The sequence below is a fragment of the Streptomyces sp. NPDC059852 genome, assembly GCF_042731455.1.
In the GTDB taxonomy this organism is placed as follows: Bacteria; Actinomycetota; Actinomycetes; order Streptomycetales; family Streptomycetaceae; genus Streptomyces.
Genome location: NZ_JBHWJK010000006.1, coordinates 139,021 through 158,977 on the forward strand (window position 1 = coordinate 139,021; position 19,957 = coordinate 158,977).

A 19,957-nucleotide genomic window follows, 5' to 3' on the forward strand; every position below is an offset into this window, starting at 1 on the left:
GAATCTTTCTGGAAGTCTGGAAGATCGAAGATCTACGGGGTCCGCGGCCGCCATGGACTGGCCGGGGCCGCGGGCCTTTCGTCGACCTACAGGTGAACGGCGGGAGCGGGTTTCACCCCGGCACGGGGGCCGTGGGATCCAGTACCGCTCCCGCCGTCAACGCTGACGGTGTCAGGCCTGCTCGCCCTCGGCGGCCGGAGCCTCGGTGGCCGGGGCCTCCGCGGCGGGGGCCTCGGCGGCGGGGGCCTCGGCGGCGGGGGTCTCGGCGGCGGCCGGGGCCTCGTCGGCCTTCTTCTCGCCCTCGAGCAGGTCGCGCTCCCACTCGGCCAGCGGCTCGCCGGCGGCCTTCTCGCCCTTGCCCTCGGTGGCGACACCGCTGCGGGCGATGAGGCCCTCGGCGACGGCGTCGGCGATCACGCGGGTGAGCAGGGTGACGGAGCGGATCGCGTCGTCGTTGCCCGGGATCTTGTAGTCGACCTCGTCGGGGTCGCAGTTGGTGTCGAGGATGGCGACGACCGGGATGTTGAGCTTCCGGGCCTCGCCGACCGCGATGTGCTCCTTCTTGGTGTCCACGATCCAGACGGCGCTGGGCACCTTCTGCATCTCGCGGATACCACCGAGGGTCTTCTCGAGCTTGGCCTTCTCACGCGAGAGGACCAGGAGCTCCTTCTTGGTCAGACCCGACGCGGCGACGTCCTCGAAGTCGATCTGCTCGAGCTCCTTGAGGCGCTGCAGACGCTTGTAGACGGTCGAGAAGTTGGTGAGCATGCCGCCCAGCCAGCGCTGGTTGACGTAGGGCATGCCGACGCGGGTGGCCTGCTCGGCGATGGCCTCCTGCGCCTGCTTCTTCGTGCCGACGAACATGACCGTGCCGCCGTGGGCGACGGTCTCCTTGACGAACTCGTAGGCGCGGTCGATGTACGACAGCGACTGGAGCAGGTCGATGATGTAGATGCCGTTGCGCTCCGTGAAGATGAAGCGCTTCATCTTCGGGTTCCAACGGCGGGTCTGGTGACCGAAGTGGACGCCGCTCTCCAGCAGCTCCCGCATCGTGACGACGGCCATGGCCGTGTTCTCCTTGGTTCTCGGTTGTGCCGCGGGGGCCGGACGGCTCCCGCGCCTGACGCCCGCGTGCGCCGTGCCACTAAGGACCGAGGGGCGCTGACACCGACCGTTTCCGGCGGGATGTCGGGGCGTGCGAAGTCGACCCGGTGACCCGGATCGCCAGAAGAAGTGTACGGGACCTTCGAGGTCCCGGGTGACGCCGCTGTCCACAGCACGGAGGTTGTCCACAGATACCGGCCATGATCGGCGGGATTGCGCCACCGTTCGGACATGCGACAGAGGCGATCACAGAAGCGATGCGTGAAGGCGGCGAGGGCGTCCGGGCGGCTGGTCCTGCTGCTTCTCCTGACGGCCGCCGTCCTGCTGGCACCGGTGCCCGACCTGACCCCGACCGCCTCCCGGGTGCGCGCGGCACCGGCCGCGGACCCCGGGGACCCCGAGGTCCCGAGGCTCGGCCGGGCCTGGCCCGTGGGGGCGCGCCCACCGGTCCTGCGCGCCTGGGAGGCCCCGGCGACGCCGTACGGCCGCGGCCACCGGGGCGTGGACCTGTCGGCCCCGGCCGGCAGCCCGGTGCGGGCGGTGGCGGCCGGACGGGTGTCCTTCTCGGGCCGGGTGGCCGGCCGGGGCGTGGTGTCGGTGGAGCTGGCGGGAACGGGCGATCCCCCGCTGCGCACGACGTACGAACCGGTGCGGGCGTCCGTCGGGAAGGGCGAGGAGGTGGCGGCGGGTGAGGTCGTCGGGACCGTCGAGCCGGCCGGCTCGCACTGTCCGGCGGTCTGCCTGCACTGGGGGCTGCGCCGGGGCGAGGGCTATCTGAACCCCTTGGCGCTGCTCCCGCCCTGGCTGCTGCACGGCCCGTCCCGCCTGCTGCCGGTCGTGGGGGTGCCGGTGCCCGAGGCGCCGGGTCTCAGCCCCGCACTCCCCTGAGCGTCATCGAGACGGCCGCGTCGGTGATCGCCGCCGGTTCCTCCGCGGCTCCGAGTTCGATCCTGCGGACCGCCGCGTCGACGACGCCCTGGAGCAGCATGGCGGCGAGCCGGGGCTCGGCGTGGCCCATCTCGCGCAGCGCCTCGACGATCATCGCGATCAGCCCGCCGTGCGCGGCCCGGATCTTCTCGCGGGCTCCGGCGTCCAGCTCGCTCGCGGAGATCGCCACGACGGCCCGGTGCCGTCGGTCGCCGACCAGCGCGAGCTGGCGGCGCACATACGCCTCGACCTTGCCCTCGGGGGTCGTCTCCTCCGCCATCGCGGCCTCGACCTCGGCGGCCCAGACCGGGAAGTCGACCGCGCACAGCTCCTCGACCACGGCGGCCCGTGACCGGAAGTACTCGTACACGGACGACCGCGCGAGTCCGGTGCGCTCGGCGAGGGCCGGGAAGGTCAGCGCCTCCGTCCCGCCCTCGGACAACAGGGAACGAGCCGCGTCCAGCAGGGCGGCTCGCTGCATCGACCGGTGCTCGGCCACGGAGGCCGCTCGAATCCTTGGCACCCGTCCACTGTACGGACGCCGCTCGCCCGACGGGAGTGTCTGCGCCGAACACCACTGTCGTCGCGGCAGGTCACCGGCCGAAGCCGGCCAGTTTCGCCCGGAGCTGGAGCACGGACTTGGTGTGGATCTGGCTGACCCGGCTCTCCGTCACACCCAGGACGTTGCCGATCTCGGCGAGGGTCAGGCCCTCGTAGTAGTACAGCGTCACCACGGTCTTCTCCCGTTCGGGGAGCGTGTTGATCGCCCGCGCCAGGAACCGCCGCAGCTCCCGGTCCTCGGCGACCTCGACCGGGTTGTCCGCGGCGGTGTCCTCCAGCGTGTCCATCACGCTGAGTCCGTCGCCGCCCTCGGCGCCGACATGCAGCAGCTCCTCCAGGGCCACGACGTTGGCCAGCGACAACTGGCTGAACACCGAGTGGAGTTCGTCCACCGCGATGCCCATCTCGGCGGCCACCTCGGACTCGGTGGGCGTACGCCGCAGCCGCGCCTCCAGCGTCGCGTACGCGCGCTCGACATTGCGCGCCTTCTGCCGGACCGAGCGCGGGATCCAGTCCAGCGCCCTGAGTTCGTCGATCATCGCGCCGCGGATCCGGGTGATCGCGTACGTCTCGAACTTGATCTCCCGGTCGACGTCGAACTTCTCGATCGCGTCGATCAGGCCGAACACCCCGGACGACACGAAGTCCGCCTGCTCGACGTTGGGCGGCAGGCCGACGCTGACCCGGCCCGCCACGTACTTGACGAGGGGCGAGTAGTGCAGGATCAGCTGTTCGCGCAGCCGCTCGTCCCCCGTCGCCTTGTACGACCGCCACAGCTCGTCGAGTGTCGAGGGAGCGGGCGGCCGCGCGCTGCCACCGTCACGGGCGGCTGGGGGGATCGCCGCCCGGTCGGACCCGGAGGTGTGCTGGGGCATTCGTTGCCTAGTGCCGTTCTGCCGTGAAGCGGGGTGCCTGAGGAGCCGTCGGTCTGGAGGTCGTCGTGGTCGCCGTACTCGCTTTCCGTGTCGGGAGTCCCGTCGGAGCCGGAACCCCGTGAGCGTAGCGTGACTGACGTGTCGCGGTGCGCGAAGGGTGGAGGCCGAGCCGTACGCAGATACGTTCCGCTGGACGCCCCGCCGGGGTATGGCGGTCGCGCTGCGTGATCACACGAACACCCCAACTGGGGGAATTCACAAGGGCGTCCGTGTTCCCCCGTACGGCCGAACACGCTCGGTCAACATGGACGTCGCCCGGTGCGGGCGGTCATCATCGCCTGGCGTGTCAACTTCCAGCCGTCGCCGTGTCGTTCGACCCAGCCGAGTGAGCGGAGTTCGTACAGTCTCGCGACGGCGTCGTCCTGCGTGGTCTGCGCACCGCGCGCGATCTCGTCCGCCCGGGCGGCGCGCCGGCCGGGCAGGGCGGCCAGGACCGCCCGTGCCCTCGCCTCGAGCAGGTCGTGCGGCAGGACGGGACCACGCCGCTCGGGGGCCAGCTCCCCCATGTCCCCGACGATTTCGATGATCTCCGCCGCGTCGGTGACCAGCACCGCGTCCTGCCGCAGCAGGTCGTGCACGCCGGCGGAGAGGCCGCTGGTGGCGGGACCGGGGACACCCATGGTGTGCCGGCCGAGGCGCCGGGCGGCCCGTGCGGTGGACAGGGAGCCGCTGCGGTGGGCGGCCTCCACGACCACCGTGCCCCGGGTGAGCGCGGCGATCACGCGGTTGCGCACGATGAATCTGCTCGGGGTGGGGTGCTCACCCGGTGGCAGCTCCCCGACGACCAGGCCCTGCCCGGCGATCCGGTCGATCAGCTGGGTGTGCCCGCGCGGGTAGGGCCGGTCGGCGCCGCAGGCGAGGACGGCGACGGTGGCGCCGCCCGCGCCGAGGGCGCCCCGGTGGGCGGCGCCGTCCACCCCGTACGCCCCGCCGGAGACGACCACCCAGCCCTCTTCGGCGAGCGCGCCGGCGAGGGTGGCGGCCATGTGCGCGCCGTACTCCGTGCAGGCCCGCGCTCCGACCAGCGCGACGGAGCGCAGCGCCCACATGCGCAGGTCGGCCGGTCCGCGCACCCACAGGCCGAGGGGCCGCGCGTCGCCGAGGTCGTCCAGCTGCCCGGGCCACTCGGGGGTCCCCGGGCACACGAACCGCATCCCGGCGCTCTCGGCCACCGCGAGGTCCCGGGCGGGGTCCGCACGCTCCGCCCGGGCGCGCAGCCCCTCCCAGCGCCGGGAGCCGATGCCCGGCAGGGGCGGCTCGGCGTCCTCCCGCAGCCGCCGTACGACCGCGCCGGCGCCGTACTCGCGCACCCAGCGCCCGGCGGTCTCGTCGCCGGGCTCGACGACCCGGCTGAGGAAGACCCGGTCGAGCAGGGCGTCCGAAGGGGCCTCCCGCGATACCCCGGCGGCGCTCATGCCAGGGCCCCGATCGCCATGGGGACGCCACGGGGGACTCCCGTGCGCAGTTGCAGGGCGAGGGCGACGTCCGTGGCGTCGGGCCGGTCGTGGCCGACGAGATCGGCGACGGTCCACGCGACGCGCAGAACGCGGTCGAGTCCGCGGGCCGTGAGCACGCCCCGCTCAAGGTTCCGCTCGGCCTCGTCCATGGCCCCGCTCACCGCGTGCCAGCGGCTGCGCAGCTCACGTCCGGGGATCTCGCTGTTGGTCCGCCAGGGGGTCCCGGTGAGCCGCGCGGCGGCCCGCTCACGGGCGGCGCGCACCCGGTCGGCGACGGTGGCCGTCGACTCGCCGCGGGCGCCGCGCTCGGCGAGCTGGGCCCGGGTGACGCGGTCGACCTCGACGCGGAGGTCGACGCGGTCGAGCAGCGGCCCGGACAGCCGGGCCTGGTAGCGGCGGACGGCGGAGGGCGGACACTCGCAGAGGTCGTCGGTCCGGGAGAAGCGCCCGCAGGGGCAGGGGTTGGCGGCGAGGACCATGAGGAACTTCGCCGGGAAGCGGACGACACCCGCGCTGCGGGCGATCACGACATGACCCGCCTCCAGGGGCTGGCGCAGGGCGTCGAGCGCCTGGCCGCTGAACTCGGGTGTCTCGTCCAGAAACAGCACCCCCCGGTGGGCGAGCGACACCGCTCCGGGGCGGGCGAAGCCGGGTCCGCCGCCGACCAGGGCCTGCATGGTGGCGGAGTGGTGCGGGGCGCAGTAGGGGGCCGCGTCGATGAGGGGCTTGCCCGCCGGCAGGAGTCCCGCGACCGAGTGCACGGCCGTGACCTCCAGGGAGTCCTGCCGGCCGAGGGGCGGGAGGATGGCGGGCAGCCGCTCCGCGAGCATCGTCTTGCCTGCGCCGGGCGGACCTTCGAGGAAAAGGTGGTGCCCACCGGCGGCGGCGACCTCCACGGCGGTGCGTGCCGAGGTCTGCCCGACGACGTCGGCGAGGTCGTGGCCGTGGTCGCAGGCGGTGGCGCCCGGGTTCTGCATGCCGGTGGCCGCGCCGGTCCCCGGCATCCGCAGGCCGGCGAGCAGCGGGTCGGGGCGGCCGTGCTCCTCGGGTTCCTCGTCGGGGACGGGTTCGTCGGCGAGGACGGCGATCAGCTGGCGCAGGCTGCGCACGCCGAGCACGGAGACGCCCGGCACCAGGGCCGCCTCGGCGGCCGCGCACTCCGGGACGACGACCTGTTCGTATCCGGCGTCGGCGGCGGCGAGCACGGCGGGGAGGATGCCCCGGACGGGGCGCACCCGGCCGTCCAGTCCGAGTTCGCCGATCATCACGATGTCGGCGAGGACGCGTGGGTCGATGCGCTCGGCGGCGCCGAGGACGGCGCAGGCGACGGCCAGGTCGAAGCCGCTGCCTCCCTTCGGCACGGACGCCGGGCTGAGTCCGACGGTGAGCTTCTTCTGCGGCCACTCGCCGCCGGAGTTGACGACGGCCGCCCGGACGCGGTCGCGGCTCTCGGTCAGGCTCTTGTCGGGCAGGCCCACCAGGGTGAAGGCGGCGACGCCCGGTTCGAGGTCCGCCTGGACCTCGACGACGACTCCCTCGACGCCCACGAGCGCGACCGCGCAGGTGCGTGCGAACCCCATGTCAGGCCACCCCTCGCGCGTGCTCGACGACGGGGGCGCCCCGGTCGGGCAGGACGACGCCGACGAGGTCGATCCGGACGCCTCCGGGTGGGGCCCCGCCGTGCGCGTGGATCCAGCGCTCGGCGAGGCCGCGCAGCCGCCGCGCCTTCTCGGGTCCCACGGCGGCCATCGGATGTTCGAAGCCGCCGGCCCTGCGGGTCTTCACCTCGCAGACGACGAGGACGTCGCCGTCGCGGGCGACGATGTCGATCTCTCCGGTCCTGCCACAGCGCCAGTTGCGCCCGAGAACCGTCATCCCGGCCTGGGCCAGCCGCCTCGCGGCCAGATCCTCGCCGTACCTGCCGAGTGCCCTGCGTGCGTTCATGTCGGCACCACCTCCGGCGCCAACGATGAGCCCGTCCCAAGACGCTGTTGGATCTTGGTGGACGACTACCGGGCTGTGGACAACCCGCTCACTCGTTCGGGGGAACCTCAGCCGCGGCCTCGGCCGGCCTCAGCCACTGGGAAGTTCGAGGTCGCTCTTGTTCAGCTCCTCGATGTTCACGTCCTTGAACGTGAGCACGCGCACCTGCTTCACGAACCGGGCCGGCCGGTACATGTCCCAGACCCAGGCGTCCGCCATGGACACCTCGAAGAACACCTCACCCTGGACCGAGTGCACCTGCATCTCGTAGTCGTTGGTCAGGTAGAAGCGCCGCTCGGTCTCGATCACGTACTTGAACAGACCGACGACATCGCGGTACTCCCGATAGAGCTTCAGCTCCATCTCGGTCTCGTACTTCTCGAGGTCCTCGGCGCTCATGGCATGTTCCCCTTCAGCCGTGCGATCCCCCCATTGTGCGCCAGTCCCGCAGGCCCCTAGACGATTTCGGTGTCGAGGGTCACGGGCCCGGCCGGGGGACCTTCGTCGAGCAGCCTCCGCAGCAGCTCGGCGAGTCTGGTCGGATACACCGTCTCATGTGCCCGGGCGAGTTCCCGACACGTCCACCAGCGTGCTCCGGCGACGCTGCGCCGCTCCAGCTCGGTGAGGGCCAGTGCCCTGACCGCCGTCTGGGTCGTACGGGCCAGGAAGTACCACTCGTCCTGGTCCCAGCGGCGGCCCGCGAACGGGAACGAGCACCGGCGGCGCCACAGCACGGGGCCCAGATCGACGTCCGTGATGCCGGTCTCCTCCGCGAGTTCCCGCAGAGCGGCCTCTTCGCGCGTCTCGTCGCCCTCGACTCCCCCGCCGGGCGTGAACCACCAGTCGTCGGCGGGGTCCTCCGGCTCATGGCCGTGCAGCAGCAGGATGCGGTCCTCGGGGTCGAGCAGCACGACGCGGGCGACCCTGCGCACCCCGTCCTCGGGCGGGCTGTCGGCCCCGTACCCGGGCGAGCCGTCGGCCTCAGCCGGCACGGGCGGGCTCCGGCTTGCGGGAGCGACCGAGGAGCTTGGCGATCGGGCCGTACGCCCCGCCGCCCAGGACGAGCACGGCCCCGGCGAGGATCATGAGGCCCTGTGTGCGCAGCGGCCCCTGCGGGGACAGCGCGCCGAGCTTCTCGAAGCCGGTCGCCTGCTCCAGCATGCCGTCCATGGGCCACACGACGGCCTCCACACGGGCCGAGACGGCACTGCGGGCGACCGTGCCGCTCGCGGCGTCCGTGAGGTGGGCGGTGGAGTCGAGGGAGCCGCTGCGCTCGTCGCCGAGGAGGAAGATCCGGCCCTCGGGGACCTTCACGCTCGGGAAGCCCTGGAGCTCGGCGAGGCCGTCGTCGGCCAGGTAGGGCTCGTCGATCTGCTTGCCGTTGACGGTCAGCTTGCCGTCGGTGCAGCAGGCGACGGTGTCGCCGCCGATGGCGACGACGCGCTTGACGACGGGGGCGTTGCTCACCCAGGTCTTGTCGGTGAAGACGACGACGTCACCACGGTGGACGTCACCGCCGTCGACGCGCTGGGCGAGCACCCGGGCGCCGGCGCCGATCGTGGGCGCCATCGAGCTGGTGGGGACGGTGTACGGCCGGTACACGAGCGCTCCCCAGGCGAAGCCGCCCAGAAACAGCAGCAGACCCAGCGCCACGGCCAGCCCGGACAGCACCTGTCCGGTCCGGCTGCCCGCCGGGCCCTTGCTCGCGCCGGCACGCGGCGCCGTACGTATCGTGCTCTCGCCACCCATGGACCCGCACCCTACCCGGCGGTACCGACGCCGGGCAGCCCCTCAGGAGCCCGCGGACCGGCGGCCCGGCAAAGCTTTCCCCAGCTGCGGGTGCGAAACGGAACGGCTGGTGCCGTACTCCGCGGCGGGCCCGGTGCGGCTGCCCGGGCCGGTCCCGTCCGCGGTGTCCCGGCCGCTCAGCGCGTCCGCTCGGCCTTGATCCGCTGCCGGCGCCACAGCACCAGCGGCACCGCGCCGGCCAGCGCGAGGCTCGGCGGGGCGACCGTCAGGGCCGCGGACCGCGTGCTGAGGTCCTGGTCGAAGGTGTCCGGAACCGGCAGGGTGCTCCAGCGGCCGACCGGCCACGCGATCACGACGGCACGGCCGACGACCTTGTCGACGGGGACCATGCCGTGGTTCTTGTCGGACTGGTTGTAGCGCGAGTCCCGCGAGTTCTGCCGGTGGTCGCCCATCACCCAGATGAAGCCCTCGGGGACCTTCACCTTGAACTGGCCGCCCTGGTCGTCCTGGCTGCACGGCGTGTTGCCCGGGTAGACGTAGGGCTCGTTCAGCGCCTTGCCGTTGACCGTCAGCGGACCCGTGCCCTTGCACTCGACGGTGTCGCCGCCGACGCCGATCACACGCTTGATCAGGTCCTTCTCCTCGGAGGACGGCATCAGGCCGATCCAGCTGAGGAAGGTCTGCAGGGCGTTCGGGTCGGGGGTGGGCTCCCCCGCGAGCCACTGGTCGGGGTCGTGGAAGACGACGACCTCGCCGCGCTCCGGCTCGGAGCCGAACCACGGGGTCAGCTTGTCGACGAGGACGCGGTCACCCTGCTGGAGGGTGTTCTGCATCGAGTCGGAGGGGATCGAGAACGCCTGCACCAGGAACGTCTTGATCAGCAGCGCCAGGACGAGCGCGATCCCGATCAGGATCGGCAGCTCCTTCCAGAAGGAGCGCTGCTTCTTCGCGGGGGCGGCCCCGCCCGACCCCTGGCCGCCGGTCGGGGGCTCGCCGCCCGACCGTCCGCCGTCATCGCCGGATCCGGGCTCGTTCCCGGAGGTCACGGCGCCGTCCGCAGCCGGGTCGGCCGCGCCCACGGGGTGTCCGCGGTGCTCCTCGCCGTCGTGCCCGGACCGTGCGCCAACCGCCACATCCCCCACGCCAACTCCTTACTCTGTGCCGCTGCCTGCCCCATGCGCGGCGCAGGCCCACCACTCCCATAACGAGCGGGAGTTCCGCAGGGCTCGGGAGCTGGAGCGTTCCGTTCGATTCGTCCGGGGCAACCCTATGCGACAGCGGGACGGACGCGGTCGACCCGGGCGCCGAGTCGGCCACGGAGGCGTAGGTGTTCGGCTCGTCCAGACTGGTCCAGTGCCCGAGGGGCCAGGCGATCCACTTCGCGCGTCCGACGACCTCGTCCTCGGAGACCGTGCCGCCGTACTCCTGGTCCTGGTGGGCGCGGGAGTCGGCCGAGTTCGCCCGGTGGTCGCCCATCACCCACAGCCGGCCCTGGGGGACGGTGATGTCGAACTGGGTCTTGGACGGGGTGTTGCCCGGATACAGATAGTCCTCGTTCAGGGGAACGCCGTTGACGGTGACCCGGCCCTGGGCGTCGCAGCACTTGACGCGGTCGCCTCCGACGCCGACGACCCGTTTGATCAGGTCCTTCTCGTCGTCGGACGGCAGCAGGCCGATGAAGGTGAGGGCCTCCTTGACCTGCTTGACGACGACGGGGTCGTCCTTCTTCACCGTCGTCTGCTCGTCCTTGAGCCAGCCGCCGGGGTCCTTGAAGACCACGACGTCGCCGCGCTCGGGCTTGTTGCCGAACCACGGGGTCAGCTTGTCGACGAGGACGCGGTCGCCGACCTGGATCGTCTGCTCCATGGAGCCGGACGGGATCACGAAGGCCTGGACGAGGAAGGTCTTGAGGACGAGCGCTATCAGGACGGCGACGCCGACGAGGAGGGGTATCTCCTTGATCGCGGAGCGCCTGCGGCGTCGTTTGACCTTGCGCTGGAGCTTGCGCCGCTCGGCACGGCTGCGCCCGCCCGTGGGGCCGGAGGCGCGCCGGGAGCCGGTGGGGAGCAGATTGTCGGCCGCGCTGCTGGGCAGGCCGCGCGGTTTGCCGCGGTTACCCATGGGCGCCGTCCGGGGCGGGCACGCGCGCGTAGGCGTCCGGACGGTGCAGCCGGGTCCAGTGGGCGGCGGGCCAGACGATCGCCTCGGCGCGGCCGATGACGGCGTCGACCGGGATCATGCCGCCGCCGGGTGAGCCCAGGTGGTCGCGGGAGTCGCTGGAGGCGCCGCGGTGGTCGCCGAGGACGAAGAGCCTGCCGTCGGGGACGACGATGTCGAACCGCACGGCGGACGGGCGGTCGCCGGGGTGCACGAAGGCCGACTCGTCGACCGGGCGGCCGTTCACCTGGATCCTCCCCTCCTTGTCACAGCAGACCACGTGGTCTCCCCCCACACCCACAACGCGTTTGACGTAGTCGGCGTCCCCGAAGTACCCGGTTCCGTCGAACACGACGACATCGCCGCGCCGCGGCCCGGCATCGAAACGGTACGCCAACTTATTTACGAGGACGCGGTCGCCGATCCTCAATGCGGGCTCCATGGATCCGCTCGGAATCTCGAACGGCCGCGCGACGAACAGGTTGAGCAGCAGGACGCCCACGAGGACCAGCAGCAGGGTCAGGCTGTACCGGCCGCCGGGAAGCCGGGCGGTGGTCCGGCCCGCCAACGCGAAACGCGACCGTCCCTCCCGGCCCTCCGGGTCCGGGGCGTACCCGGTGCCGGAAGGGCGGGAGGAGCGGTCGCGCTCCGTGTGCTGTGCTTCGGTGTCCATCGAGGCCAGATGCTATCCGGCCCCGCCGCGGACCCCTCGGGGGCGAGCCCCCGGAAGCGCTCAGTTCTCGCGCTTCTCCTTGATCTTCGCGGCCTTGCCGCGCAGCTCGCGCAGGTAGTACAGCTTGGCGCGACGCACGTCACCGCGGGTGACGAGCTCGATCTTCTCCACGATCGGGGTGTGCACCGGGAAGGTGCGCTCGACGCCGACGGAGAAGGAGACCTTGCGGACCGTGAAGGTCTCGCGCACGCCGGCACCCTGGCGGCGGATCACCACGCCCTTGAACTGCTGCACACGGGAGCGGTTGCCCTCGATGACGCGCACGTGGACGTTGACGGTGTCGCCGGGGCGGAAGGCCGGGACGTCGCTGCGCAGCGACGCGGCGTCGACGGAGTCGAGCAGGTGAGACATTTCGTCTGCTTTCTTCGCTGATGCCACAGGTCATCAACGGAACTAGGTGTTCGAGATGAGAGTGCTGTGCCCGTCGGGGCGGGCGTCGTGTCCCCCTGTGGCAGGGGCGCACGCCGGACGGCGCACAACAGCGGCCTATTCTTCCACGGCCTTGGTCCTGCGCCAAAATCGGCCGAACCGCTCGCCCTCCGGGTCGGGCATCCAGCCCAGGATGGAGAGCATCTCGCGGTCCTTCTTGTCGAAGGCGGCGGGCTCGCAGCGTTCGATCAGGTCGGGCCGGTTGGCCGTGGTGCGCCGCAGCGCCTCGTCGCGGCGCCAGCGGGCGATCTTCCCGTGGTGGCCGCTGAGCAGCACCTCCGGGATGTCCCGGCCGCGCCACTCGGGCGGCTTGGTGTAGACGGGGCCCTCCAGCAGGCTCGCCATGGCGCCGGGCGCGAAGGAGTCGTCGCGGTGCGACTCGGCGTTGCCGAGGACGCCGGGCAGCAGCCGGGCCACGGCCTCGGTGATCACGAGGACGGCCGCCTCGCCGCCGGCGAGGACGTAGTCGCCGATGGACACCTCGTGCACGGGCATCCGGGTGCCGTACTCGTCGATGACACGGCGGTCGATGCCCTCGTAGCGGGCGGGGGTGAAGATCAGCCAGGGCCGCTCGGACAGCTCGACGGCGAGTTCCTGGGTGAAGGGCCGCCCGCTGGGGGTGGGGACGATCAGCGTCGGCTCGCCGGCGCCGCCCTCGTAGCCGTCGGCCAGGACGGAGTCGAGTGCGTCGCCCCAGGGCTCGGTCTTCATGACCATGCCGGGGCCGCCGCCGTACGGGGTGTCGTCGACCGTGTTGTGGCGGTCGTACGTCCACCGGCGCAGGTCGTGCACCTGGACGTTCAGCTGCCCGCGCGCGCGGGCCTTGCCGACGAGGGAGACGTTCAGGGGGTCCAGGTACTCGGGGAAGATCGTGACGACGTCGAGCCGCATCAGCTCTCGGCCTCCGCGTCCCGGGACGAGGCGATCTCCGCCCGGTCGTCGATGAGGCCCGGCGGCGGGGTGATGACGGCCCGCTGCTCCTCCAGGTCGATCTCGGTGACGATCTCGGAGACGAACGGGATCATCACCTCGCTCCCGTCGGGCCGTTCGACGATGAACAGGTCCTGGGTGGGCAGGTGCGAGATCTCGGTGATGCGGCCGACCTCGACGCCGTCCGCGGTGACCACGTCCAGGTCCATGAGCTGGTGGTCGTAGTACTCGTCCTCCTCCTCGGGCAGCTCGTCGGGGTCGACGTCCGCGATCAGGAGGGTGTTGCGCAGGGCCTCGGCGCCGGTGCGGTCGCGTACGCCCTCGAAGCGCAGCAGGAGGCGTCCGCTGTGGACGCGGCCGCTCTCGATGGTGAGGGGTCCCGTGGAGGCGGGATCGGTGGCGAGCACGGCTCCGGGCGCGAGCCGCAGCTCCGGCTCGTCGGTGCGTACCTCGACGGTGACCTCGCCCTTGATGCCGTGGGCCCGGCCGATCCGTCCGACTACCAGCTGCACGTGTCCAATCTCCTGTCGTGTGCCTGCGGCATGACTGCGTAGACGACTACGGGCCGGGGACGGCCGAGTGGCCCTCCCCGGCCCGAGCCGGTGCTGTGTTCGGCGTCAGCGGACGTGGTCCACGTCGACGAGGTCGACGCGGACACCGCGGCCGCCGATGGCGCCCACGACGGTGCGCAGAGCGCGTGCGGTGCGGCCGTTGCGGCCGATCACCTTGCCGAGGTCGTCGGGGTGGACCCGGACCTCCAGCACACGTCCGCGGCGCAGGTTGCGCGAGGCGACCTGCACATCGTCAGGGTTGTCGACGATGCCCTTCACGAGGTGCTCGAGAGCCTCCTCGAGCATGCTCAGGCCTCGGCCGACTCGGACTCGGCCGCGGCCTCGTCCTTCTTCTCCGCCTTCTTCTTCTGGGTGATCGCCTCACCCTTGCCCTCGTCGTCGCCACCGAGGGCCTCGAACGACGGGCGCGCCTTCTTCGGCTCGGCGGTCAGCAGCGGAGCCGGGGCGGGCTCGCCCTTGAACTTCTGCCAGTCGCCGGTCTTCTTCAGAATGGCGAGGACGGGCTCGGTCGGCTGCGCGCCGACACCCAGCCAGTACGCCACGCGCTCGGCGTCCACCTCGATGACCGACGGGTTGTAGGTCGGGTGGTACTTGCCGATCTCCTCGATCGCACGGCCGTCACGACGGGTACGGGAGTCGGCGACGACGATGCGGTAGTGAGGCGAACGGATCTTGCCCAGACGCTTCAGCTTGATCTTGACTGCCACTGGAGTGGGTTCTCCTGGATTTGACGTGGTTGGGCACGGCAGGACTGCCGCGTGGGGTTGCGGTACCCGAGTGCCCGATGGACGCGTCAGCCGGAGGAGAGAGGGGTCCTGTGCGGCTGTCGAGTACAGCTAGCCATTGTGCCACACCCGGCGGGTCGCTCCCGGCCGGGTGTGGCCGGCCGTGCGCGGGCATGCCAATGGGGCACCCGGCGGACCGGGTGCCGTGAGCATCGGCCACGAGCAGCCCGACGCCGCGGGGTGCCGTCCGCGTCCGGCCGTGCCGTCCTCGACGCCACGGCCGGACGGGTCACGACGGCACCCGCCTCGCCCTGCGTCCCTGACCGGCAGCCACGAGATGCCGGTGCCGGACGCCGTGCGAGCGCGTCACGCCGCTCCCATGACCTCCGGGATGCGGAACGGCTTGCCGCAGCCGCCGCACACGATGGGGGCCTGGGCGAGGACCGAGGGGACGACCCGGACGTTGCGGCCGCAGTCGCAGACCGCCTTGACGCGGACGCCCCCTCCGGAGGAGCCGTGCCGGGCGGCCGGGCCCCGGAAGGTCCTGCCGGTGTCCGAGGAGGTCGCCGCCATATGGGCCTTCAGCGCCCGCTGGAGGCGCTCGATGGTCGGGCGGTACCGGCGCTTGGCCTCGGGGTTGAGCGTGACCAGGGAGAAACCGCTGCTCGGGTGCGGCTCCTCGGGGTGGTCCAGGCCCAGCTCCTCGGCGATGGTGAGGAATCGGCGGTTGTGGTAGCGGCCGGCCCGGGACGTGTCCCGGATGCCGCGCGCGGCGGCGATGCCATGGACTGCCTCATGGAGCAGTCGCTCGAAGGAGAGTTCGTGACCGCAGGCGGACGACGACTCCCCGATCAGGGACTCTGGCGCGGCGAGATCCGGCAGCTCGGGGTGGTACCGCTGAATGTCGGCCCACGCCTGCGCCAGCTCCGCGGCGAGAACAGGTGGTGTCTGTGTCGTGCTCACGTAATGACAACGAGCCGGGGTGCCGCTGTGTTCCGATTCCAGGGCATCCCAAATAATTTGCACGTACCCGTCAGTCGGGAATGATGCGCACCGACGAGGGCGGGTGCGCTGATCTGCGGAGAAAGGCCTACAGCTCGTACCAAGACGGTGCGTAGCCTGACGTACGACCCGGCGCGTAGCCCGGGTCCAGACGCGGTCACCCCTGTGATGGGCGCGTGCGCAAGAGGCGTTTCGGCCGCTGTCGCTCCCCCGGCGTCATCTCAGTAAGCGCGCGCGACGACCGCGACGTTACCGGGTGCGTCCTCGGCGTCCGGCACCGACCCGTCCGCGGCGACCAGACACCGTACGGTCACCGCGTGCTCGGCGAGCGCGGCCTCGCCCTCCGGGCCGAGCGCGGCCCACGGCAGGCGCGCCCAGCCGCCGCCCGCCACCGCCTCAACGGCCTCCTCGGCGCTCGCCACGTCCGCGGTGCGGGAGGCGCGGCGCTCACGGGACTGCGCCAGCAGCAGCGCCTGGTCCTCCTCCAGGAGCGCGGGCAGCCGGGCCGGCAGCGCGTCGAGCGCGATCGGCTCCTTTCCGCCGGGGATCCGCCGGGCCAGCGTCGCCGTGCCGTTCCGCAGGTCACGGGGGCCGACCTCGACGCGGGCCGGTACGCCCTTGAGCTCCCAGTCCACGATCCGGCGGCCGAAGGGGGTGTCCGTGCGGTCGTCGACCTGGACCCGCAGACCGGCGGCGGCGAGCCGGGCGCCGATCTCCCGGACCGTGGCCAGAACCTGTTCGTCGCCCTTCACCGCGACCACGACGACCTGGGTCTGCGCGAGCCGCGGCGGGACGCGCAGGCCGTCGTCGTCGCCGTGCATCATCACGAGCGCGCCGATCATGCGGGTGGTCGAGCCCCAGGAGGTCTGCCAGACCAGCTCCTGCCGGCCGTCGGCGGAGAGGTAGCGCGTGTCGAACGCCTTGGCGAAGTTCTGGCCCAACTCATGGCTGGTGGCCATCTGGAGGGCCTTGCCGTCGCCCATCATGCCTTCGAGCGTGAGGGTGTTGACGGCCCCGGCGAAGCGCTCCTTCGTGGTCTTGCGGCCGGGAAGGACGTCCATCGCGAGGACGTCCACCATGAAGTCCTCGTAGACCTCGCGGTGGATGCGGGCGGCGAAGTCGCGGGCCTCCTCGTAGGTGGCGTGCGCGGTGTGGCCCTCCTGCCACAGGAACTCGGTGGTGCGCAGGAACAGCCGCGGCCGCAGCTCCCAACGCACCACGTTCGCCCACTGGTTGATCAGCAGCGGCAGATCGCGGTAGCTCTGCACCCACTTGGCGAAGTACTCGTTGACGATCATCTCGGAGGTGGGGCGGACCACGGCGGGCTCCTCCAGCTCCTTGCCGCCGCCGTGCGTGACCACCGCGAGTTCGGGCGCGAACCCCTCGACGTGGTCGGCCTCCCGGGCCAGCGAGGACTGCGGGATCAGCACCGGGAAGTACGCGTTCTGCGTGCCGGTCGCCTTGATGCGGGCGTCCATCTCGGCCTGCATGCGCTCCCACAGGCCGTAGCCGTACGGCCGGATGACCATGGTGCCGCGCACCGGTCCGTTGTCGGCCAGCTCGGCCTTGGCGACCAGATCCTGGTACCAGCGCGGGAAGTCGTCGGCCCGGGGCGTGAGTACGGGTGCCTTCACCATGACGGGATCGTACGGCCTCCGATTACCGGAATGTGAATTTTGGCCACGGACACGGGGAAGCCACAAGCAGGGCCCCGCAACCCCTGGACGCGGGGACGGGCGCGGAGTTACCTGGCATACGGGGGGAGCGCGAGCGCATGCCACGGGGGCGACGGAAGCGGGCATCGCGACAACTCTCGGCGGATTGGGGCGCTTTACATGACACCTACGCTCGTGCGGCAGCGTCTGCCTCGCGCGGGCCGGGCACCTCGCGTGGACCCGTGTGCACGCGCGCGTGACTGGTCCGAGATCCAGGAGCGGATGCTGGTCCCGCTCTACGAGGCGGTCTACGAGCGCTTGGAGGTGGGTCCCGGCAGCAGGCTGCTGGGCCTGGGCTGCGGCAGCGGACTCGCCCTGCTGATGGCGGCGTCCAGAGGCGCGGCCGTGACCGGCGTCGAGGCGTCCGCCCCCGAGCGGCTGGCCCTGGCGCGGCAGCGGCTGCTCCCCGCGGGCGGGGACGCACGCGCGCGGAGCGGCATGCGGCTCGTCGACACCCTGGCGGACGCGAGGGAGGCGCGGTCGCCGGCCTTCACGGTCGTGACCGCCTTCGAGCCCATCGGGTGCCTGGCGGGCGACGCGGAGGGGCTGGCCGGTCTGCTGGCGTCCGCGACGCCACTCGCCGGGCGGGGCGCGCCGGTGGTGCTGGCGGGCTGGGGGCCGCCCGAGCGCTGTGCGACCTCGTCGGTACTGCGGGTCGCCACGAAGCTGGCCGATCCGCTGCGGGGCGCGGGCAGTTGGCGTCAGGCGCTGCGGGACGACCTGGAGGAGGTCGCCCAGCGGGCGGGGCTGCGGATCGACGGCTCGGGCCGGGTGGCCTGCCCGTTCGGGTACGCGGACGTGGACAGCGCCGTGCGCGGGCTGAAGTCGACAGGGCTGTTCGACGCGGCGATCACGGCGACGGACCAGGCGCAGGTCGACAAGGAGCTGGCGGAGGCGCTGCACCCGCATCAGCGGCGGGACGGGACGGTGTGGATGCCGAACGTCTTCCGGTATCTGATCGCGCGCGTGCCGTGAGCTCGGCCGACCCCGTCCGCTACGCGGTGTCGTTCTTCGCCAGCCGCGGGATGCCGGCGACCCGGTAGGCGTCGGCCTCCTCCAGGGTCTCCTGCTCCAGCAGGGCCTGCGCCAGGGCGTCCAGCCGGCCGCGGTGCTCGCGCAGCTTGCGGCGGGCCTCCTCGTAGCAGTCGTCGACGATGCGGCGCATCTCGGTGTCGATGACGTCGAGGGTGCGGGGGGCCGCGGAGAGCCCGTACGCCTGCTGGGCGTCGCTGGGCAGGGCGGACAGCCGGCCGACGGCTTCGCTCATGCCCCAGCGGGCGACCATGCCGCGGGCGATGGCGGTGACCTGTTCGAGGTCGTTCTCCGCGCCGGTGGTGACGACGCCGTAGACCTCCTCCTCGGCGGCCATGCCGCCCAGGGCGCCGATGATGCGGCCGCGCAGATACTCCTCGGAGTGCGCGTACCGCTCCACCTCCGGGGTGGACATGGTGACGCCGAGGGCCCGGCCGCGCGGCACGATGGTGACCTTGCGGACCGGGTCGGCGCCGGGCTGGAGCATGCCCAGCAGGGCGTGGCCGCTCTCGTGGTAGGCGGTGCGCCGGCGGTCCTCCTCGGGCATCACGAGGGTGCGCTCGGCGCCGAGCTGCACCTTCTCCAGCGCCTCGGACAGGTCCGTGGCCGTCACCTGCGACTGACCCCTGCGGACGGCGAGCAGCGCGCCTTCGTTCGCGAGGTTGGCCAGGTCCGCGCCGGTCATGCCGGGGGTGGTGCGCGCCAGCTGGGTCAGGTCCACGTCGTCGGCGAGCGGGATGTCGCGGGTGTGGATGCGCAGGATGGCCTCGCGGCCGCGGCGGTCCGGCGGGGAGACGTTGACGACGCGGTCGAAGCGGCCGGGCCGGGTCAGCGCGGGGTCGAGGATGTCGGCGCGGTTGGTGGCCGCGATGACGATGACGCCCTCGGAGCCGGTGAAGCCGTCCATCTCGGTGAGGATCTGGTTCAGGGTCTGCTCGCGCTCGTCGTGGCCGCTGACCGAGGCGCCGCCGCTGCGGACGCGGCCGATGGTGTCGATCTCGTCGATGAAGATGATCGACGGTGCCACCTTGCGGGCCTCGGCGAACAGCTCCCGGACGCGGGACGCGCCGACGCCGACGATCATCTCGATGAACTCGGAGGCGGAGGCCGAGAAGAACGGCACGCCGGCCTCGCCCGCCACGGCCCGTGCGAGCAGGGTCTTGCCGGTGCCGGGCGAGCCCGCGAGGAGGACGCCGCGCGGCATCTTCGCGCCCATCGCGCGGTAGGCGTCGGGGTGTTCCAGGAAGTCGACGACGTCGTCGAGTTCGCCCTTGACCTCGTCGATGCCGGCGACGTCCGCGAAGGTGGTGCGGTGCCGGCCCGGCAGCAGCTCGACCGGTCTGGGCGGTGGCTTGCGCCCGAACATGCCGCCGGCGCCGCCGCGTCCCGGGCCGAACCGCCGGGCGACGAAGATCCACACCGCGACGATGACGACGATGGGCGCGAGGGAGATCAGCAGGTTGGTGAGGGCGCTGCGCTCCTTGACGACCGGCTCCGCGGTCACGGTCACCCCACGGCTGTTCAGCTCCTGCCAGAGGTCGTCCTCGGCGAACGCGGGGCGCTGGGTGCGGAACTTGGTGAACGTGCCGCCGTCGCCGGGGGCGTCCCGGGCCTTCTTGAGCTCGCCCTGGATGGCGTCGCCCTTGGAGTAGATCTTGGCGATGTTGTCCGCCTCGACCTGCCGGCTGAACTCGGTGTACGAGATCGTCGGCTCGTCGCCCCGGTCGAGGTAGTTCAGGCCCACATAGGCGAGCAGGAACACGACCACCACGGTGACGGCCAGACCCCACCAGCGGCCGCGCATCCGGCGGCCCCCGGACCGCCCGGGCGGCTCCTCCGGTGTGCCCTCGGTGCGCCACGGCTGGTCCGGAGCCTTCCGTCGTGGCGCGGTATCGCTCATATCTGGACGTTACGGCAGTCGCCGGGCCTCGGCACGCGCAGAGGGC

22 protein-coding genes are annotated in these 19,957 nt (G+C 72.2%); 2 read left to right on the top strand and 20 right to left on the bottom strand.

Annotation, left to right across the window (positions count from 1 at the left end):
- Window positions 1-171: 171 nt before the first annotated feature.
- Window positions 172-1,065: a 30S ribosomal protein S2 gene (gene rpsB / locus ACFV46_RS10185; RefSeq protein ID WP_385497729.1), complete on the bottom strand. Its 894-nt coding sequence runs from the start codon at window positions 1,063-1,065 to the stop codon at window positions 172-174.
- A 270-nt stretch (window positions 1,066-1,335) separates the two neighbouring features.
- Between rpsB and ACFV46_RS10190 the strand changes: the two genes are divergently transcribed.
- On the top strand, window positions 1,336-1,992 hold the full coding sequence (locus tag ACFV46_RS10190; protein ID WP_385497730.1) for a murein hydrolase activator EnvC family protein: 657 nt from the start codon (window positions 1,336-1,338) through the stop codon (window positions 1,990-1,992).
- On the opposite strand, the gene ACFV46_RS10195 is transcribed toward ACFV46_RS10190, so the two are convergent.
- The 18 genes from ACFV46_RS10195 to proS form a co-directional block, all read right to left on the bottom strand.
- A complete protein-coding gene (locus tag ACFV46_RS10195; RefSeq protein WP_385497801.1) occupies window positions 1,973-2,530 on the bottom strand; it encodes a TetR/AcrR family transcriptional regulator in 558 nt (185 codons plus the stop codon). The genes ACFV46_RS10190 and ACFV46_RS10195 overlap by 20 nt on opposite strands.
- A gap of 94 nt (window positions 2,531-2,624) precedes the next feature.
- A complete protein-coding gene (gene whiG / locus ACFV46_RS10200) occupies window positions 2,625-3,467 on the bottom strand; it encodes an RNA polymerase sigma factor WhiG (protein WP_062666734.1) in 843 nt (280 codons plus the stop codon).
- A 299-nt stretch (window positions 3,468-3,766) separates the two neighbouring features.
- The gene (gene dprA, locus ACFV46_RS10205; RefSeq protein ID WP_385497731.1) at window positions 3,767-4,942 is read right to left on the bottom strand and encodes a DNA-processing protein DprA; all 1,176 of its coding nucleotides are present in this window, start codon (window positions 4,940-4,942) and stop codon (window positions 3,767-3,769) included.
- Window positions 4,939-6,564, bottom strand: a complete 1,626-nt coding sequence (locus tag ACFV46_RS10210) for a YifB family Mg chelatase-like AAA ATPase (RefSeq protein WP_385497732.1) — start codon at window positions 6,562-6,564, stop codon at window positions 4,939-4,941. Before ACFV46_RS10210 ends, dprA begins: the two co-directional genes overlap by 4 nt.
- A 1-nt stretch (window position 6,565) precedes the next feature.
- The gene (locus ACFV46_RS10215) at window positions 6,566-6,928 is read right to left on the bottom strand and encodes a YraN family protein (protein ID WP_361927034.1); all 363 of its coding nucleotides are present in this window, start codon (window positions 6,926-6,928) and stop codon (window positions 6,566-6,568) included.
- 129 nt (window positions 6,929-7,057) lie between these two features.
- Window positions 7,058-7,366, bottom strand: a complete 309-nt coding sequence (locus ACFV46_RS10220; protein WP_003993268.1) for a DUF2469 domain-containing protein — start codon at window positions 7,364-7,366, stop codon at window positions 7,058-7,060.
- Between the two features lie 56 nt (window positions 7,367-7,422).
- Complete coding sequence (locus tag ACFV46_RS10225) at window positions 7,423-7,959, bottom strand: NUDIX hydrolase (protein ID WP_385497733.1); 537 nt, start codon at window positions 7,957-7,959, stop codon at window positions 7,423-7,425.
- Window positions 7,949-8,716, bottom strand: a complete 768-nt coding sequence (lepB, locus tag ACFV46_RS10230) for a signal peptidase I (protein WP_385497734.1) — start codon at window positions 8,714-8,716, stop codon at window positions 7,949-7,951. Before lepB (ACFV46_RS10230) ends, ACFV46_RS10225 begins: the two co-directional genes overlap by 11 nt.
- A gap of 176 nt (window positions 8,717-8,892) precedes the next feature.
- Entirely contained in the window at window positions 8,893-9,795 is a 903-nt protein-coding gene (gene lepB, locus ACFV46_RS10235) for a signal peptidase I (protein WP_376727367.1), read from the bottom strand.
- On the bottom strand, window positions 9,728-10,837 hold the full coding sequence (gene lepB / locus ACFV46_RS10240) for a signal peptidase I (RefSeq protein ID WP_376727368.1): 1,110 nt from the start codon (window positions 10,835-10,837) through the stop codon (window positions 9,728-9,730). The genes lepB (ACFV46_RS10235) and lepB (ACFV46_RS10240) overlap by 68 nt, the downstream gene beginning before the upstream one ends.
- Window positions 10,830-11,546 (bottom strand): signal peptidase I, encoded by a 717-nt coding sequence (lepB, locus tag ACFV46_RS10245; protein ID WP_385497735.1) that lies wholly within the window; start codon window positions 11,544-11,546, stop codon window positions 10,830-10,832. Before lepB (ACFV46_RS10245) ends, lepB (ACFV46_RS10240) begins: the two co-directional genes overlap by 8 nt.
- 60 nt (window positions 11,547-11,606) lie before the next feature.
- A complete protein-coding gene (rplS, locus tag ACFV46_RS10250) occupies window positions 11,607-11,957 on the bottom strand; it encodes a 50S ribosomal protein L19 (protein WP_151786088.1) in 351 nt (116 codons plus the stop codon).
- Between the two features lie 135 nt (window positions 11,958-12,092).
- On the bottom strand, window positions 12,093-12,926 hold the full coding sequence (gene trmD, locus ACFV46_RS10255; RefSeq protein ID WP_385497736.1) for a tRNA (guanosine(37)-N1)-methyltransferase TrmD: 834 nt from the start codon (window positions 12,924-12,926) through the stop codon (window positions 12,093-12,095).
- On the bottom strand, window positions 12,926-13,477 hold the full coding sequence (gene rimM / locus ACFV46_RS10260) for a ribosome maturation factor RimM (protein ID WP_151786086.1): 552 nt from the start codon (window positions 13,475-13,477) through the stop codon (window positions 12,926-12,928). Before rimM ends, trmD begins: the two co-directional genes overlap by 1 nt.
- 105 nt (window positions 13,478-13,582) lie before the next feature.
- Window positions 13,583-13,822: an RNA-binding protein gene (locus ACFV46_RS10265; protein WP_003973401.1), complete on the bottom strand. Its 240-nt coding sequence runs from the start codon at window positions 13,820-13,822 to the stop codon at window positions 13,583-13,585.
- Window positions 13,823-13,824: 2 nt separating this feature from the next.
- Window positions 13,825-14,244 (bottom strand): 30S ribosomal protein S16, encoded by a 420-nt coding sequence (gene rpsP / locus ACFV46_RS10270; RefSeq protein WP_151786085.1) that lies wholly within the window; start codon window positions 14,242-14,244, stop codon window positions 13,825-13,827.
- A 384-nt stretch (window positions 14,245-14,628) separates the two neighbouring features.
- The gene (locus tag ACFV46_RS10275) at window positions 14,629-15,225 is read right to left on the bottom strand and encodes a hypothetical protein (protein WP_086870333.1); all 597 of its coding nucleotides are present in this window, start codon (window positions 15,223-15,225) and stop codon (window positions 14,629-14,631) included.
- Between the two features lie 260 nt (window positions 15,226-15,485).
- Window positions 15,486-16,901 carry a proline--tRNA ligase gene (gene proS / locus ACFV46_RS10280; protein ID WP_361927016.1) on the bottom strand — a complete coding sequence of 472 codons (1,416 nt, stop codon included), beginning with the start codon at window positions 16,899-16,901 and terminating at the stop codon, window positions 15,486-15,488.
- 198 nt (window positions 16,902-17,099) lie between these two features.
- Between proS and ACFV46_RS10285 the strand changes: the two genes are divergently transcribed.
- Window positions 17,100-17,954, top strand: coding sequence for an SAM-dependent methyltransferase (locus ACFV46_RS10285; protein WP_385497737.1), 855 nt, complete (start codon window positions 17,100-17,102; stop codon window positions 17,952-17,954).
- Window positions 17,955-17,973: 19 nt separating this feature from the next.
- Here ACFV46_RS10285 and ftsH read toward each other — a convergent pair whose 3' ends face one another.
- The gene (gene ftsH / locus ACFV46_RS10290) at window positions 17,974-19,911 is read right to left on the bottom strand and encodes an ATP-dependent zinc metalloprotease FtsH (RefSeq protein WP_376727371.1); all 1,938 of its coding nucleotides are present in this window, start codon (window positions 19,909-19,911) and stop codon (window positions 17,974-17,976) included.
- Window positions 19,912-19,957: the final 46 nt, after the last annotated feature.